At 72.2% G+C, this 13,555-nt stretch carries 14 protein-coding genes; 3 read left to right on the top strand and 11 right to left on the bottom strand.

Translation table 11 applies throughout. The annotated features are described in order from the left end of the window. The first annotated feature begins 174 nt into the window (after positions 1-174). The gene (locus O7606_RS08400) at positions 175-663 is read left to right on the top strand and encodes a transcriptional regulator (RefSeq protein WP_281598490.1); all 489 of its coding nucleotides are present in this window, start codon (positions 175-177) and stop codon (positions 661-663) included. Positions 664-760: 97 nt separating this feature from the next. Here O7606_RS08400 and nusB read toward each other — a convergent pair whose 3' ends face one another. The 6 genes from nusB to aroC all read right to left on the bottom strand — a co-directional run bounded on the left by nusB (position 761) and on the right by aroC (position 5,088). After that, positions 761-1,171: a transcription antitermination factor NusB gene (nusB, locus tag O7606_RS08405; protein ID WP_281598491.1), complete on the bottom strand. Its 411-nt coding sequence runs from the start codon at positions 1,169-1,171 to the stop codon at positions 761-763. A gap of 23 nt (positions 1,172-1,194) precedes the next feature. Further along, positions 1,195-1,752 (bottom strand): elongation factor P, encoded by a 558-nt coding sequence (efp, locus tag O7606_RS08410; RefSeq protein WP_281598492.1) that lies wholly within the window; start codon positions 1,750-1,752, stop codon positions 1,195-1,197. A 66-nt stretch (positions 1,753-1,818) separates the two neighbouring features. Further along, positions 1,819-2,250 carry a type II 3-dehydroquinate dehydratase gene (aroQ, locus tag O7606_RS08415; protein ID WP_281598493.1) on the bottom strand — a complete coding sequence of 144 codons (432 nt, stop codon included), beginning with the start codon at positions 2,248-2,250 and terminating at the stop codon, positions 1,819-1,821. Positions 2,251-2,263: 13 nt separating this feature from the next. Next, positions 2,264-3,340, bottom strand: a complete 1,077-nt coding sequence (gene aroB, locus O7606_RS08420; RefSeq protein WP_281598494.1) for a 3-dehydroquinate synthase — start codon at positions 3,338-3,340, stop codon at positions 2,264-2,266. Between the two features lie 7 nt (positions 3,341-3,347). Further along, a complete protein-coding gene (locus tag O7606_RS08425; protein ID WP_281598495.1) occupies positions 3,348-3,860 on the bottom strand; it encodes a shikimate kinase in 513 nt (170 codons plus the stop codon). A gap of 49 nt (positions 3,861-3,909) precedes the next feature. Beyond that, on the bottom strand, positions 3,910-5,088 hold the full coding sequence (gene aroC, locus O7606_RS08430; protein ID WP_281598496.1) for a chorismate synthase: 1,179 nt from the start codon (positions 5,086-5,088) through the stop codon (positions 3,910-3,912). A 254-nt stretch (positions 5,089-5,342) separates the two neighbouring features. On the opposite strand from aroC, the gene O7606_RS08435 reads away from it, so the two are divergent. Both O7606_RS08435 and metK read left to right on the top strand, forming a co-directional pair. Further along, positions 5,343-6,530 (top strand): FAD-dependent monooxygenase, encoded by a 1,188-nt coding sequence (locus tag O7606_RS08435; protein WP_281598497.1) that lies wholly within the window; start codon positions 5,343-5,345, stop codon positions 6,528-6,530. Positions 6,531-6,605: 75 nt separating this feature from the next. Next, positions 6,606-7,799 (top strand): methionine adenosyltransferase, encoded by a 1,194-nt coding sequence (metK, locus tag O7606_RS08440; RefSeq protein WP_281598480.1) that lies wholly within the window; start codon positions 6,606-6,608, stop codon positions 7,797-7,799. 221 nt (positions 7,800-8,020) lie between these two features. On the opposite strand, the gene O7606_RS08445 is transcribed toward metK, so the two are convergent. From O7606_RS08445 to O7606_RS08465, 5 genes are all read right to left on the bottom strand, one after another. Further along, the gene (locus O7606_RS08445; RefSeq protein ID WP_281598498.1) at positions 8,021-8,836 is read right to left on the bottom strand and encodes a shikimate dehydrogenase; all 816 of its coding nucleotides are present in this window, start codon (positions 8,834-8,836) and stop codon (positions 8,021-8,023) included. Further along, positions 8,836-10,035, bottom strand: coding sequence for an endolytic transglycosylase MltG (gene mltG, locus O7606_RS08450; RefSeq protein WP_281598499.1), 1,200 nt, complete (start codon positions 10,033-10,035; stop codon positions 8,836-8,838). The genes O7606_RS08445 and mltG overlap by 1 nt, the downstream gene beginning before the upstream one ends. Continuing rightward, positions 10,035-10,493 (bottom strand): Holliday junction resolvase RuvX, encoded by a 459-nt coding sequence (ruvX, locus tag O7606_RS08455; protein ID WP_281598500.1) that lies wholly within the window; start codon positions 10,491-10,493, stop codon positions 10,035-10,037. The genes mltG and ruvX overlap by 1 nt, the downstream gene beginning before the upstream one ends. Before the next feature lie 72 nt (positions 10,494-10,565). Next, positions 10,566-13,244, bottom strand: coding sequence for an alanine--tRNA ligase (gene alaS / locus O7606_RS08460; RefSeq protein WP_281598501.1), 2,679 nt, complete (start codon positions 13,242-13,244; stop codon positions 10,566-10,568). Then, on the bottom strand, positions 13,241-13,546 hold the full coding sequence (locus tag O7606_RS08465; RefSeq protein ID WP_281598502.1) for a hypothetical protein: 306 nt from the start codon (positions 13,544-13,546) through the stop codon (positions 13,241-13,243). Before O7606_RS08465 ends, alaS begins: the two co-directional genes overlap by 4 nt. Positions 13,547-13,555: the final 9 nt, after the last annotated feature.

A 13,555-nucleotide genomic window follows, 5' to 3' on the forward strand; every position in this document is an offset into this window, starting at 1 on the left:
CCGGGACGTCTGCCGGCCGGCTGCTGATCCACAAATCAGTCCCGAAATGCGGATGGATCGCCCCATGATCCCAACAGGTGTGTCACGAGCACTTGACCACGTGTCGTAATCCCCGTACCGTCACGCTCCGTAGCGATAGCTGGGAGAACCCCGAGCAGCACTGGGAGTGTCCGAATGCCCTCTGAATACGCCAAGTCGCTGGGCGCCCGCCTGCGTTCCATTCGCCAGCAGCAGGGCCTGTCCCTGCAGGGCGTGGAGGAGAAGTCCAACGGACGGTGGAAGGCCGTCGTGGTCGGGTCGTACGAGCGTGGTGACCGCGCCGTCACGGTGTCCCGGCTGGCCGAGCTGGCCGAGTTCTACCGAGTGCCCGTCTCCGAGCTGCTGCCCGACGGCAGCGGCGTACGGCACGAGCCGACCAGCAAGATCGTGCTGGACCTGGAGCGGCTCTACGACGAGGCCTCGGAGGATCTCGCGTACGTCGCCCGGTACGCGCGCGCCATCCAGCAGCAGCGCGGCGACTACAACGGTCGGGTCCTGTCCATCCGCGCCGACGACCTGCGGGCGCTGGCCATCGTCTACGACTCGTCGCCGTCCGGGCTGATCGAGCGGCTCACCGAGCACGGCGTGCTGGTCGCCGACCCGCGGGCGTTCTTCGCGTCCTGAGCGCCGCTGTCGCACCCGAGGGGCCCGTGCCGGACGGCACGGGCCCCTCGGGTGTCCGCCTCGACGCCGCCGGACCCGCCGACGGGTCGGCCGGCGCTCAGCGGGTCGCGTACTCGGCGATCCGGGCGAGCACGCCGTTGAGGAACCGCGGCGAGTCGTCGGTCGACATCTGCCGGGCCAGCTCGACCGCCTCGGTGATGGCCACCGCGTCGTCGATGTCGTCGCGGTAGATCAGCTCGTAGACGGCGATCCGGGCGAGGTTACGGTCGACGGCCGGCATCCGCTCCAGCGTCCACCCCTCGGCGTAGCTGGCGATCAGCTCGTCGATCCGGTCGAGGTGGGCGGCGGCCCCCTCGACCAGGGCGACGGTGTAGTCGAGGTGCTCCGGCCGGGGCCGCTCGATGCGTTCGACGTACCCGGCGAGCACCTCGACCGGCGGCCGGTCCCGCAGGTCGGCCTCGTAGAGCACGTCCAGCGCCCGCTTGCGCGCCTTTCGGCGCGCGGGCATCTGCTGCTTCGGGGCCTCGGCCATCAGGCGCGGCCGAGGTAACGGCCGTCGCGGGTGTCGACCTTGATCTTCTCGCCGGTGGTGATGAACAGCGGCACCGGCACGGTCGCGCCGGTCTCGACGGTGGCCGGCTTGTTGCCGCCGGTGGACCGGTCGCCCTGCAACCCGGGCTCGGTGTACGTGACCTCCAGCACCACGCTGGTCGGCAGCTCGATGTAGAGCGGCACCCCCTCGTGGGTGGCGACCGTCGCCTCGGCCTCGGGGAGGAGGTAGTTCGCCGCCTCGCCGACGGTGCCGCCGGGCACGGTGATCTGGTCGAACGTCTCCAGATCCATGAAGACGTAGTCCTCGCCGTCGGCGTAGAGGTACTGCATGGTGCGCTTGTCGACGGTCGCGGTCTCGACCTTGGTGCCCGCGTTGAAGGTCTTGTCGACGACCTTGCCGGAGAGCACGTTCTTCAGGGTGGTGCGGACGAAGGCGCCGCCCTTGCCGGGCTTGACGTGCTGGAACTCCACGACGGCCCAGAGCTCCCCGTCGAGGTTGAGTACCAGGCCGTTCTTGAGGTCGTTGGTGGTGGCCATTTCCTGCCTTGATCATCAATTGGCGGAGGGACCTGGCAAGTCTACTAGCTGCCGGGTGGCCGGCGGTCAGCCGGCGCGGGCCGCCAGGTGGCGCAAAGCCAGCCGGTAGCCGTCGACACCCAGCCCGCAGATCACCCCGGTGGCCACCGCGGAGACCACCGAGTGACGCCGGAACTCCTCCCGGGCGTGGATGTTGGAGATGTGCACCTCGACCAGCGGGCCACGCAGCATCGCGCAGGCGTCCCGGACGGCGATCGAGTAGTGCGACCAGGCCGCCGGGTTCAGCACCACGGCCGCGCCCTCGTCGGCGGCGTCGTGCAGCCAGCCGAGCAGCTCGTGCTCGGCGTCGGTCTGCCGCACCGTCACGTCCAGGCCGAGCTCCCGGCCGGCGCGCTCGCACAACTCCACCAGGTCGGCGTAGCTGGTCACGCCGTAGACGTCGACCTGTCGGGTGCCCAGCCGGCCCAGGTTCGGCCCGTTCAGCACGTACACCCTCATCCGGCGACCCCGCTCACCGCGACACCTCCCGGTAGGCGGCGTGCAGCAGGTCGTCGTCCGGGCCGTCCAGGATCGCCGGCCGGGCGAGACCGTCGAGCACCACGAAGCGCAGCGTGGCGCCCCGGGCCTTCTTGTCCACCCGCATCGTGGCGAGCAGGTCCGGCCAGGCCTCGGCGCGGTAGCTGGTGGGCAGCCCGAGGGCCGACACCACCGCCCGGTGCCGGTCGGCGGTCGCCGCGTCCAGGCGGCCGGCCAGCCGGGCCAGCGCGCCCGCGTACACCAGCCCCACCGCGACCGCGTGCCCGTGCCGCCAGCGGTACCCCTCGACCCGCTCGATCGCGTGGGCCAGGGTGTGGCCGTAGTTCAGCACCTCCCGTACCCCGGACTCGCGCAGGTCCCCGGAGACCACGTCGGCCTTCACCCGGACCGCCCGCTCGATCAGCTCTCGGGTCACCGCGCCGGCCGGGTCGGTGACCGCCGTCGGGTCACGCTCGACCAGCTCCAGGATCACCGGGTCCGCGATGAACCCGCACTTGACCACCTCGGCGAGGCCTGCGGCCAGATCCGTGCCGGGCAGCGTGTCCAGGGTCGCGAGGTCACACAGGACACCCGCCGGCGGATGGAACGCGCCGACGAGGTTCTTGCCGGCGGCGGTGTTCACGCCGGTCTTGCCGCCCACCGCCGCGTCAACCATGCCCAGCAGCGAGGTCGCCACCGGCACCCAACGCACCCCGCGCAGCCAGCAGGCGGCCACGAATCCGGCCAGGTCGGTCACCGCTCCCCCGCCCACCCCGACCACCGCGTCGGTCCGGGTGAACCGGGCCGTGCCGAGCTGGTCCCAGCAGCGCGCGGCCACGTCGATCTGCTTGCCCGCCTCGGCGTCCGGCACCTCGATCGGGAGTGGTTCCACCCCCGCCGACCGCAGCCGGTCGGCGAGCGCGTCGGCCAGCCCGCGCAGCGGCGGGGCGTGCAGCACCGCCACCCGGGCCGCGCCGGGCAGCAGGTCGGGCAGGTCGTCGGTCAGGCCACGGCCCACGAGCACGTCGTACGGCCGCTCGCCACCGACCGGGATCCGGGTCGTCTCGTCCATCGCCGGGTCAGCCTAGTCCACCGAGCAGCGGCAGGATCTCGGCGACGATCTCCTCCGGGGCGCGTCCGTCGGTGACCACGGTGGCCGTGGCCACCTCCGCGTAGAGCGGCCGACGCTGGTCCAGCAGATACTTCAACGTGGCCCGCGGGTTGACCGCCAACAGCGGACGGCCGACGCCCAGATCCACCCGCCGGATCGCGTCGGTCAGCTCGACGGAGAGATGCAGCACGGTGTGCCCGGCCAGCGCGGCGCGGGTCTCCTCGGCGAGGACCGCGCCGCCGCCCAGGGCGAGCACCCCGGAACACGACGCCAGCGCCGTCGCCACCGCCGCCCGTTCCAGGGTACGGAAACGCTCCTCGCCCTCGTCCACGAAGATCTCCGGGATCGGCTTGCCGGCCGTCCGCTCGACGTCCTCGTCGGTGTCGCGGAACTCCACGCCCAACGCGGCGGCCAGCGCCGTGCCGACGGTGGTCTTGCCCGCCCCCGGCGCGCCGACCAGCACACAGACCGGCCGGGTCACCGGGCCGCCCCGCCGCCGACGGGACCCGCTCCGGCCGGCGTGCCCGCCGTCACCTGATCACCAGGGCGTCGAGATAGCCGGCCAGGTTGCGCCGGATCTCGGTCACCGAGTCGCCGCCGAACTTCTCGGTGGCCGCCTCGGCGAGCACCAGGGCGACCATCGCCTCGGCGACCACCGCCGCCGCCGGCACCGCGCAGACGTCCGACCGTTGGTTGATCGCGGTGGCCGGCTCGCCGGTGGTGACGTCCACCGTGGCCAACGCCCGGTTCAGTGACGAGATCGGCTTCATCGCGGCCTTCACCCGCAGCGGCTCACCCGTGGTGATGCCACCCTCCAGGCCACCGGCCCGGTCGGTGACCCGCCGCACGCCGGTCGCGGTCGGGATGATCTCGTCGTGCGCCTCGGAGCCCCGGGACCGCGCCTGCTGCCAGCCGTCACCGATCTCCACGCCCTTGATCGCCTGGATCGACATCAGCGCGGTGGCGAGCCGGGCGTCGAGCTTCCGGTCCCACTGGACGTGACTGCCCAGGCCCGGCGGCACCCCGTAGGCGAGCACCTCGACCACGCCGCCGAGGGTGTCGGCGGCCTTCTTCGCGGCGTCGACCTCGGCGACCATCCGGGCGCTGGCCTCCGCGTCGAGGCAGCGCAACGGGTCCGCGTCGATCCGGTCGGCGTCGGCCGGCGTGGGCCGCAGCCCCGGCTTCGCCGCGACCGCGCCCAGCTCCACCACGTGCGAGACGATCTCGACGCCGAGAGCCTGCCGCAGCAGGGCCTTCGCGACCGTGCCGACGGCCACCCGGGCAGCCGTCTCCCGGGCGCTGGCCCGCTCCAGGATCGGCCGGGCGTCGGTGTGGCCGTACTTCTGCATGCCGGCCAGGTCGGCGTGCCCGGGGCGGGGCCGGGTCAGCGGCGCGTTGCGCGCCTGGCTGGCCAGCTCGTCCGGGTCCACCGGGTCGGCGGCCATGACGGTGCGCCACTTCGGCCACTCGGAATTGCCCACCCGGAGGGCCACCGGGCTGCCGACGGTCAACCCGTGCCGGAGCCCACCGATGACCTCGATCTCGTCCTGCTCGAAGGACATCCGCGCCCCCCGGCCGTAACCGAGGCGGCGTCGGGCCAGCTCAGCGGCGATCTCCCCGCTGGTCACGGCCACTCCGGCGGGAACCCCCTCCAGCAGCGCGACCAGGGCGGGACCATGTGATTCACCTGCGGTAAGCCAACGCAACACGGCACCAGTCTGGCATGCCCCGGCGCGCCCGCACCGGCCCGGCCACGGCGTCCCGCCCTGCGGACTGCGCACCCATGAAGAGCCGATGTCGGGAAGCATGACCCTCGGACGCGTCACCCGGCTGAGCGCGGCGGGCGGGCGTCCGCTTCGAGTCAGCCTGGAGGCGCGCTCGGCCCCGCTCCCCTACCGTCCTGCCACGGGCGTCGGGGAGCCGGGCGCGGCGGGCAGGGCGGTCGTGGGGGAACGGACGGGACATGGCGAGCAGCGGACGACACCGGACGGACGTGCTGGTGGTCGGGGACGGGCCGGTCGGGCTGGCGCTCGTGGCCGAGTTGAGGCGGCACGGCGTGGCCGTGGTCCGCGCCACGCTCGACCGGGAGCCGGTCGACCCGGCCACCCTCCCGGCGACGCGCCCGGCCACGTCGACGCCCCCGGTCGCCCCGGTCACGCCCCCGACGACCCGCTCCGCCGCCCCGGTCCGCCCACCGGGCCGGCTCGACGCGATCGCCGCGTACGACGACGGGGTGCTGGCCCGGGTCACCGACCCGGGTACGTCGACGGCGCTCGTGCTGACCGCCGGCTACCTGGTGGCCTGTGACGGGGCGTCCCTGCCGACCGGCGGCGGCGATCCGGTCGGCTCGCACCCTGCGCGTGACCTGCTACCGGGCGTCGGCGCGGCGATCCTCCGACGGCACGGTCGGCTGTTCCGGTGTGGAGTGGTCCCGCCCGCCGGGTCCGCTGCGGAGCAGCAGGGGGTCGGCGTCGACGACGCGGTCAACCTGGCCTGGAAGCTCGCCGCCACGCTGCGGGGCTGGGCGGGTGACGGGCTGCTGGACAGCTTCGCCGACGAACGACGCCCCCGGCCCGGCGACGGACCGTCCACTCCGTACGCCCGGCAGCGCTACCGGTCGGCCATCGTCGCCGCCGACGAGCCGGACCCGGCGACCGACCCGACCGGCGTCGCGTCGGACCCGGCGACCGACCCGACCGACGCGCCGGACGCGGGAGTCGACCCGACCGACGAGGCCCGGCCGGGCATGCCGGCGCCGCCCGTCCCGTCCGCCGCGACGCCGGTCGGCCCCGACCTCCCCGGCCCGGGCTTCACCCTGGTGTGCCTGACGGGCCGCTGGTCGCCGCGCGTCGACGTGCCGTACCCGCCGGGCGTGCCCGCGCTGCGGGCCGCGTTCGCCGCCGCGGGCGTGCCGCTCACCGTCCGGGAATGTTCCGACGCGGCGTCGTCCCGACGGTTCCGGCGGCCGTTCGCGCTGCTCCGGCCGGACGGGTACGTGGCCTGGCGGGGCTGGCGACCGCCGGCCGATCCGGCCGCCCTGGTCGACCTGGTCCGCGGGGCGACGCCCCGGCCCGACCCCACGACGCCCCGGCCGGTTCCCGCAGCGTCCCGACCCGACCCCGCCCCGTCACCCGCTCCGGTCGCCGTCTGACCCGCCACCGGAGCGCTCGTGACCCCGACGACCGTCCACCTGGGGCGGACGTCGCCACCTTCCGAGAGGAGCACTGTGACTCGCCGTCTGTTCACGTCCGAATCGGTCACCGAAGGCCATCCGGACAAGATCGCCGACCAGATCAGCGATGGAATCCTCGACGCCCTGCTCGACCAGGACCCCCACTCACGCGTCGCGGTCGAAACCCTCATCACCACCGGACAGGTCCACGTCGCCGGAGAAGTCACCACCAACGCCTACGCCGACATCCCCACCATCGTCCGCGACACCATCCTCCGCATCGGCTACGACTCCTCCAAAAAAGGCTTCGACGGCGCCTCCTGCGGCGTCAGCGTCTCCATCGGCGCCCAATCCCCCGACATCGCCCAAGGCGTCGACAACGCCATCGAACTACGCACCGAAGGCAGCGAATCCGCCCTCGACGCCCAAGGCGCCGGCGACCAAGGCATGATGTTCGGCTTCGCCTGCTCCGAAACCCCCGAACTCATGCCCCTACCCATCGCCCTCGCCCACCGCCTCGCCCACCGCCTCGCCACCGTCCGCAAAAACGGCACCATCCCCTACCTCCGCCCCGACGGCAAAACCCAGGTCACCATCGAATACGACGGCCTACGCCCCATCCGCCTCGACACCGTCGTCCTGTCCACCCAACACGCCGCCGACATCAGCCTCGACACCCTCCTCACCCCCGACATCCGCGACCACGTCATCACCCCCGAACTCGACAACCTCGACCTCGACACCACCGGCTACCGCCTCCTGGTCAACCCCACCGGCCGCTTCGAAATCGGCGGACCCATGGGCGACGCCGGCCTCACCGGCCGCAAAATCATCGTCGACACCTACGGCGGCTACGCCCGCCACGGAGGCGGCGCCTTCTCCGGCAAAGACCCCTCCAAAGTCGACCGCTCCGCCGCCTACGCCATGCGCTGGGTCGCCAAGAACATCGTCGCCGCCGGACTCGCCGAACGCTGCGAAGCCCAAATCGCCTACGCCATCGGCAAAGCCCACCCCGTCAGCCTCCACATCGAAACCTTCCACACCGAAACCATCCCCCTCGACCGCATCCACAAAGCCGTCACCGAAGTCTTCGACCTCCGCCCCGCCGCCATCATCCGCGACCTCAACCTCAAACGCCCCATCTACCAACAAACCGCCGCCTACGGCCACTTCGGCCGCAACCTCACCGACCTCACCTGGGAACACACCAACCGCGCCACCGACCTCAAAGCCGCCGCAGGAGCCTGACCACCCCAGGACGCCAGGTGATCGACTCCGGCTCTTGGAGACGGGGGTGTCCGTTCGAGCCGACGCCGCCAGATCAGCGAAACCGGAGTCGATCAACCCGACCGGACGCGCCGACCCACTCTGACGTGATCGACTCCGCTTCCCGGAAAGGGGGGTGTCCGGTCAGGCCGACACCGCCACATCGGCGATGCGGAGTGGATCACGGCAGACGGCGTCGGCGGTCAGCGGAACCGCAGCGCGGCGCGCATCGCCTCGACCGGGGCGGGCGCCCCGGTGAACTGCTCGAACTGACCGACCGCCTGGGCGAGCAGCAGGTCCAGCCCCGAGACCACCCGGCAGCCGGCCGCCTGCGCGGAGGCGGCCAACGGGGTCGGCCACGGGTCGTAGATCGCGTCGAAGCAGACCGTGCCGGGCCGCCAGGCGGCCAGCTCGGCGAACGGGTCGGCGGCGCCCTTCGGCAGCGTGGAGACCAGCACGTCGACGTCGAGGTGGGCGGGGGCGTCGCCGAGCGGGGCGACGGCCAGCGGCAACCCGAGCGCCCCGGCGACCGGCCGCAACTCCTCGGCCGCCGCCGGCCGACGGGCCAGCACGGTCACCGCCGTCGCGGCCAGCCGGGCCGCCGCGGCCAGCGCCGCCCGGGCCGTCCCGCCGGCGCCGAGCACGGTGAGCGTCGCGCCGGAGGAGACGCCGGCCGCGGTCAGCACGTCGACCATGCCGGTGACGTCGGTGTTGTCGGCGTACCAGGCGCCGTCGGGTCGGCGTACCAGCGTGTTGGCCGCGCCGACGGCGGCGGCGACCGGGGAGGCCTCGGCGGCCACGGCGAGCGCCGCCTCCTTGCCGGGCATGGTCACCGACAGCCCGGCCCACTCCGGGCCCAGGCTGGCGACCAGGGCGGGCAGCCCCGCCGCGTCACACTCGAACCGGGTGTACGACCACCCGGTCAGCCCGGCCGCCGCGTACCCGGCGGTGTGGATCGCCGGGGAGAGGGAGTGCGCGATGGGCGTGCCGACCACCGCCGCCCGACGTTGCGGCGTCATCAGATGATGCCGGCCTCGCGGGCCTTCGCCTCGTTCTTCTGGTGTTGCTCGTACGTCTCGGCGAACTCGGAGTTGCCCTCCTTGTCGACCGCGACGAAGAACAGCCACTTCCCCTCCGGCGGGTCCATCGCGCCCTCCAGCGCGTCCTTGCCCGGGTTGTTGATCGGGGTGGGGATCATGCCGCGCAGCTTGCGGTTGTACGGGTTCCTCGGGTTGTCCAGGTCGGCGGCGGTCATCTGCTTGGAGGACTTGGTCCGCTGCCCGGTCGCCTCCAGGTAGTAGTTGACCGTGACGTCCATCTCCAGACAGCTACACGGGAAGGTGCCGCTGTAGGCGCGGTTGTAGGCGACCCGGGCGACCTTGCCGAGGTCGGCCTTGGTGCCGGCCTCGGCCTGGGCGAGGGAGGCGACGATCAGGGCCTCGTACGGGCTGATCCCGCCGCGTTCCTTCTCCACCCGCTCGGCGAACTCCATGCCCCCGGTGACGGTGAGGAAGTGCGCCACCATCTCCTTGAGGATGACCTCGGCGGTGGCCTTCGGCGGCATCTCGTAGGTGTCCGGGAAGAGGAAGCCCTCGATCGACTTCTTGACCGGCTTGCCGTCGGTGCGGTTGAACCACCAGTCCGGCACGCCGAGCGCCTCCGGATCCTTCGCCGCCGCCTCGAAGTCCTCCACCGGGATCTTGGTCTCCTTGGCGAGCAGCTCGTACGTCTGCTTGGCGGTGCGGCCCTCGGGGATGGTGATCCCGTTGACGATCTTGTTCTTCAGGTCGAGCAGCATGGTGAGCGCGCTCTCGCCGCTCATCTCCTTGCGGACCTTGTAGGTGCCGGGCTGGATGTTCTTGCTGCGGGAGTTCTCCTCGGCCGCGTCGATGAACGCCTGCGCGCTCTTGACCACCCCGGCGGCGTACAGCGTGTTGGCCACGTCGGCGATCAGCGCGCCCTGCTTGATCTCGATGGTCACCTCGCCGCCGCCGCTGCCGTCGAAGTCGGGCGTGACGAAGTAGCTCTGCACCCGGTCGAAGCCGTAGAAGGCGCCACCGCCGATCGCGCCGAGCAGGACCAGGGCCAGCATCAGGGCGAGGACGGTCTTGCCGGCGCCACCGCCCTTGCCGTCGCGCTTGCGCATGGCGCTGCGCCGGTGCCGGCCCTTCTCGCCCCGGTCCCGTTCGTCGAAACCGAGATCCAGATCGTCGATCATTACGTCCGCCTCCGCTGTGCGTCTAGCCAGCTCTGCAGAATCTCCACCGCGGCGGCCTGGTCCACCACCGCGCGTTGCCGTTTCCCCCGGACGCCCCGCTCGGCCAGCCTACGAGAAGCCACCACGGTCGACATCCTCTCGTCGGTCAGCGTCACCGGAACAGGCGCTATTACACCAGCCAGAAGCTTCGCGTACGAGGTCGCGTGAACCGCGGCCGGCCCGTGCCGGCCGGCCAGATTCACCGGCAGACCCACCACCACCCCGACCGCCTCGTGCTCGTCCACCAGCCGGGCCAGCTCGGCGATGTCGCCCGGCACACGGTCGTCCGCGCTGGTCAGGTCGCGGGCGAGGGTGACCAGCGGGGTGGCCAGGATGCCACCAGGATCACAGATCGACACCCCGACCCGGACCTGCCCGACGTCCACGCCGAGCCGGACACCTCGGGAGAATTCATTCACTCCGGCTCACTCCCCGGTATAACGCGCCAGGGCGGACCGTACGGCCCGCCCTGGTGCGCGTCGACTGGTCGGTCACGCGTCGCTGATCGCCTTCTCCACCGTGAGCAGCAGGTTCGCCGCCTCGGCAGCAGGCAGGCCGCCGCCCTGGGCCAGGTCGGGGCTGCCCCCGCCCCGGCCGGAGAAGGCCGCCTTGACCAGGTCGTTCGCGGCCAGACCCCGGCTGCGGGCCGCGCCGTTCACCGCGACCACCAGGGACGCCTTGCCGTTCGCCCGGGCCGCCACCGCGACCACCGCCGGCCGCGCCGGATCGATCCGGCCCCGGATCTCCTGGGCCAGGGTCCGCACGTCGTTGCCGGCCGCGCCCTCCGGCGCCTCGGTGCCCACGAACGCGACCCCGCGCACGTCCCTCGCCTGCGCGGCGAGGGCCGCCGCCCCGCCCAGCACCAACTGGGCGCGGAGCTTCTCCAGCTCCTTCTCGGCGTCGCGGAGCTGGGTGACGGTCTGCTCGACCCGGTCGGCGACCTGGTCGCTGGGCACCCGGTACAGCTCGGCGAGCCGGGCCACCAGCAGGTGCTCCTTGGCCAGGAAGCGGAACGCGTCCATGCCGACCAGCGCCTCGACCCGGCGTACCCCGGAACCGATCGACGACTCGGAGAGGATCTTGACCAGGCCGAGCTGGCCGGAGCGGTCCACGTGGGTGCCGCCGCACAGCTCCCGGGCGTAGTCACCGACCTCGACGACCCGCACCTCGTCGCCGTACTTCTCGCCGAACAGCGCCATCGCGCCGATCCGGCGGGCCTCCTCCAGCGAGGTGACGAAGGCGTGCACCTCCAGGTCGGCCAGCAGCACCTCGTTGACCTGCTGCTCCACGTCGTGCAGGACGCTCGGGGCCACCCCGGTCGGGGTGTTGAAGTCGAACCGCAGCCGACCCGGAGCGTTCAGCGAACCGGCCTGGGTCGCCGACTCGCCGAGGAAGTTACGCATGGTCTGGTGCACCAGGTGGGTGGCCGTGTGCGAACGCGAGATGGCCCGCCGCCGGGTGATGTCGATCTCGGCGAAGCCGGTCTCCCCGGCGCGCACCTCGCCCCGGCGCACCCGGGCCCGGTGCACCACCAGGCCGGGCACCGGCTGCTGCACGTCGAAGATCTCGACCTCGCCGCCGCCGACGGTGATCAGGCCCTGGTCGGGTTGCTGGCCACCACCCTCGGCGTAGAACGGGGTCGCGTCGAGCACCAGCTCGACGGTGTCGCCCTCGACCGCCGCCGCGACCGACGTGCCGCCGGAGAGCAGCGCCCGCACCCGCGACTCCCGGGACGTCTCGCTGTAGCCGGTGAAGACGACCGGGCCACCGGTGTCCAGCACCGACCGGTACGCGGTCAGGTCGGTGTGCCCGGTCTTGCGGGCCCGCGCGTCGGCCTTGGCCCGGGACCGCTGGTCGGCCATCAGCCGGCGGAAGCCCTCCGCGTCGACGGTCAACCCCTGCTCGGCGGCGATCTCCAGGGTCAGGTCGATCGGGAAGCCGTACGTGTCGTGCAGTTGGAACGCCTTGTCCCCCGACAGCGCCGCCCGACCCGCCTGCCTGCTCTCGGCGATCGCGGTGTCCAGGATCGTCGTGCCGGCCCGCAACGTCGCCAGGAACGCGTCCTCCTCGGCGTACGCGTACTGCGAGATCCGGTCGAACTCACCCGCCAGCTCCGGGTACGACGGGGACATGCAGTCCCGGGCCACCGGCAGCAGCTCGGGCAACGCCCGGTCCTGGTAACCGAGCAGCCGCATCGCCCGGATCGCCCGCCGCATGATCCGGCGCAGCACGTAGCCACGCCCCTCGTTGCCCGGGGTGACCCCGTCACCGATCAGCATCAACGCCGTCCGCACGTGGTCGGCGACCACCCGCAGCCGCACGTCGTCCGGGTGGGACTCGGCGGCCACGTGGCCGGAACGCGCCCCGTACCGCTTCCCGGTCAGCTCGGAGGCGCGGGACAGGATCGGCCGGACCTCGTCGATCTCGTAGAGGTTGTCGACACCCTGGAGCAGGGACGCCATCCGCTCCAGCCCCATCCCGGTGTCGATGTTCCTGCGGGGCAGGTCACCGACGATCCGGAAGTGCTCCTTGCTGGTCACGTCCGCGATCTCGTACTGCATGAAGACGAGGTTCCAGAACTCCAGGTAACGGTCCTCGTCGACCTCCGGGCCACCGGAACGCCCGTACTCCGGGCCCCGGTCGTAGTACAGCTCCGAGCAGGGGCCGGCCGGGCCGGGAATGCCCATCGACCAGAAGTTGTCCTTCTTGCCCCGCCGGACGATCCGCTCGGCCGGCAGACCGACCTCACGCCAGATACCGAACGCCTCGTCGTCGTCGAGGTAGACCGTCGCCCACACCCGCTCCGGGTCCAGGCCGAACCCACCCTGCCCGACCGGCCTGGTGGACAGCTCCCACGCCAGCGGAATCGCCCCGGCCTTGAAGTAGTCACCGAAGGAGAAGTTGCCGTTCATCTGGAAGAACGTGCCATGCCGACTGGTCTTGCCGACCTCGTCGATGTCCGGGGTACGGATGCACTTCTGCACGCTGGTCGCCCGCGCGTACGGCGGAGTCTGCTGACCCAGGAAGTACGGGACGAACTGCACCATGCCGGCGTTGACGAACAGCAGGTTCGGGTCACTGATGGCGGGCAGCGGAGCGGACGGCACCACGGCATGGCCGTTCGCCTCGAAGTGGGCTAGGAACCGCCGCTTGATCTCCGCCGTCTTCATCGCTGGGGTTCCTCCGGAAAGATCTCTCGGTCACCGATGCGCGGGTCCTCCCGCAACTCGGCGAACTGGTCCTCGTACGCCTCGCCCCGGGCGAACGCCTCGTGAATCTCCTGCTCGCGTTCGGCCATCCCGATCCGGACGTCCTCCACGAAGCTACGCAGCGACTCCATCAGCCCGCCAGCCGATTCCGTGAGCGAGCTGGCCAGACCCTGCGGGGTGTACGCGTGCGCGGTGCGGGTGGCCTTGCGGACCACCACCACCCCGACAGCCAGCCCGATGCCGAGCCAGAACAGACGCCTCATGCCCTCATC

The sequence above is a fragment of the Micromonospora sp. WMMD882 genome (genome assembly GCF_027497255.1).
Taxonomy (GTDB): Bacteria; Actinomycetota; Actinomycetes; order Mycobacteriales; family Micromonosporaceae; genus Micromonospora.

What these genes read in the sequence shown, in the direction of transcription:
- O7606_RS08400 (WP_281598490.1), top strand. Translation starts at nt 175, where the DNA reads ATGCCCTCTGAATACGCCAAGTCGCTGGGCGCCCGCCTGCGTTCCATT.
- nusB (WP_281598491.1), bottom strand. Translation starts at nt 1,171, where the DNA reads ATGCCCGCGCGCCGAAAGGCGCGCAAGCGGGCGCTGGACGTGCTCTAC.
- efp (WP_281598492.1), bottom strand. Translation starts at nt 1,752, where the DNA reads ATGGCCACCACCAACGACCTCAAGAACGGCCTGGTACTCAACCTCGAC.
- aroQ (WP_281598493.1), bottom strand. Translation starts at nt 2,250, where the DNA reads ATGAGGGTGTACGTGCTGAACGGGCCGAACCTGGGCCGGCTGGGCACC.
- aroB (WP_281598494.1), bottom strand. Translation starts at nt 3,340, where the DNA reads ATGGACGAGACGACCCGGATCCCGGTCGGTGGCGAGCGGCCGTACGAC.
- O7606_RS08435 (WP_281598497.1), top strand. Translation starts at nt 5,343, where the DNA reads ATGGCGAGCAGCGGACGACACCGGACGGACGTGCTGGTGGTCGGGGAC.
- O7606_RS08445 (WP_281598498.1), bottom strand. Translation starts at nt 8,836, where the DNA reads ATGACGCCGCAACGTCGGGCGGCGGTGGTCGGCACGCCCATCGCGCAC.
- mltG (WP_281598499.1), bottom strand. Translation starts at nt 10,035, where the DNA reads ATGATCGACGATCTGGATCTCGGTTTCGACGAACGGGACCGGGGCGAG.
- alaS (WP_281598501.1), bottom strand. Translation starts at nt 13,244, where the DNA reads ATGAAGACGGCGGAGATCAAGCGGCGGTTCCTAGCCCACTTCGAGGCG.
- O7606_RS08465 (WP_281598502.1), bottom strand. Translation starts at nt 13,546, where the DNA reads ATGAGGCGTCTGTTCTGGCTCGGCATCGGGCTGGCTGTCGGGGTGGTG.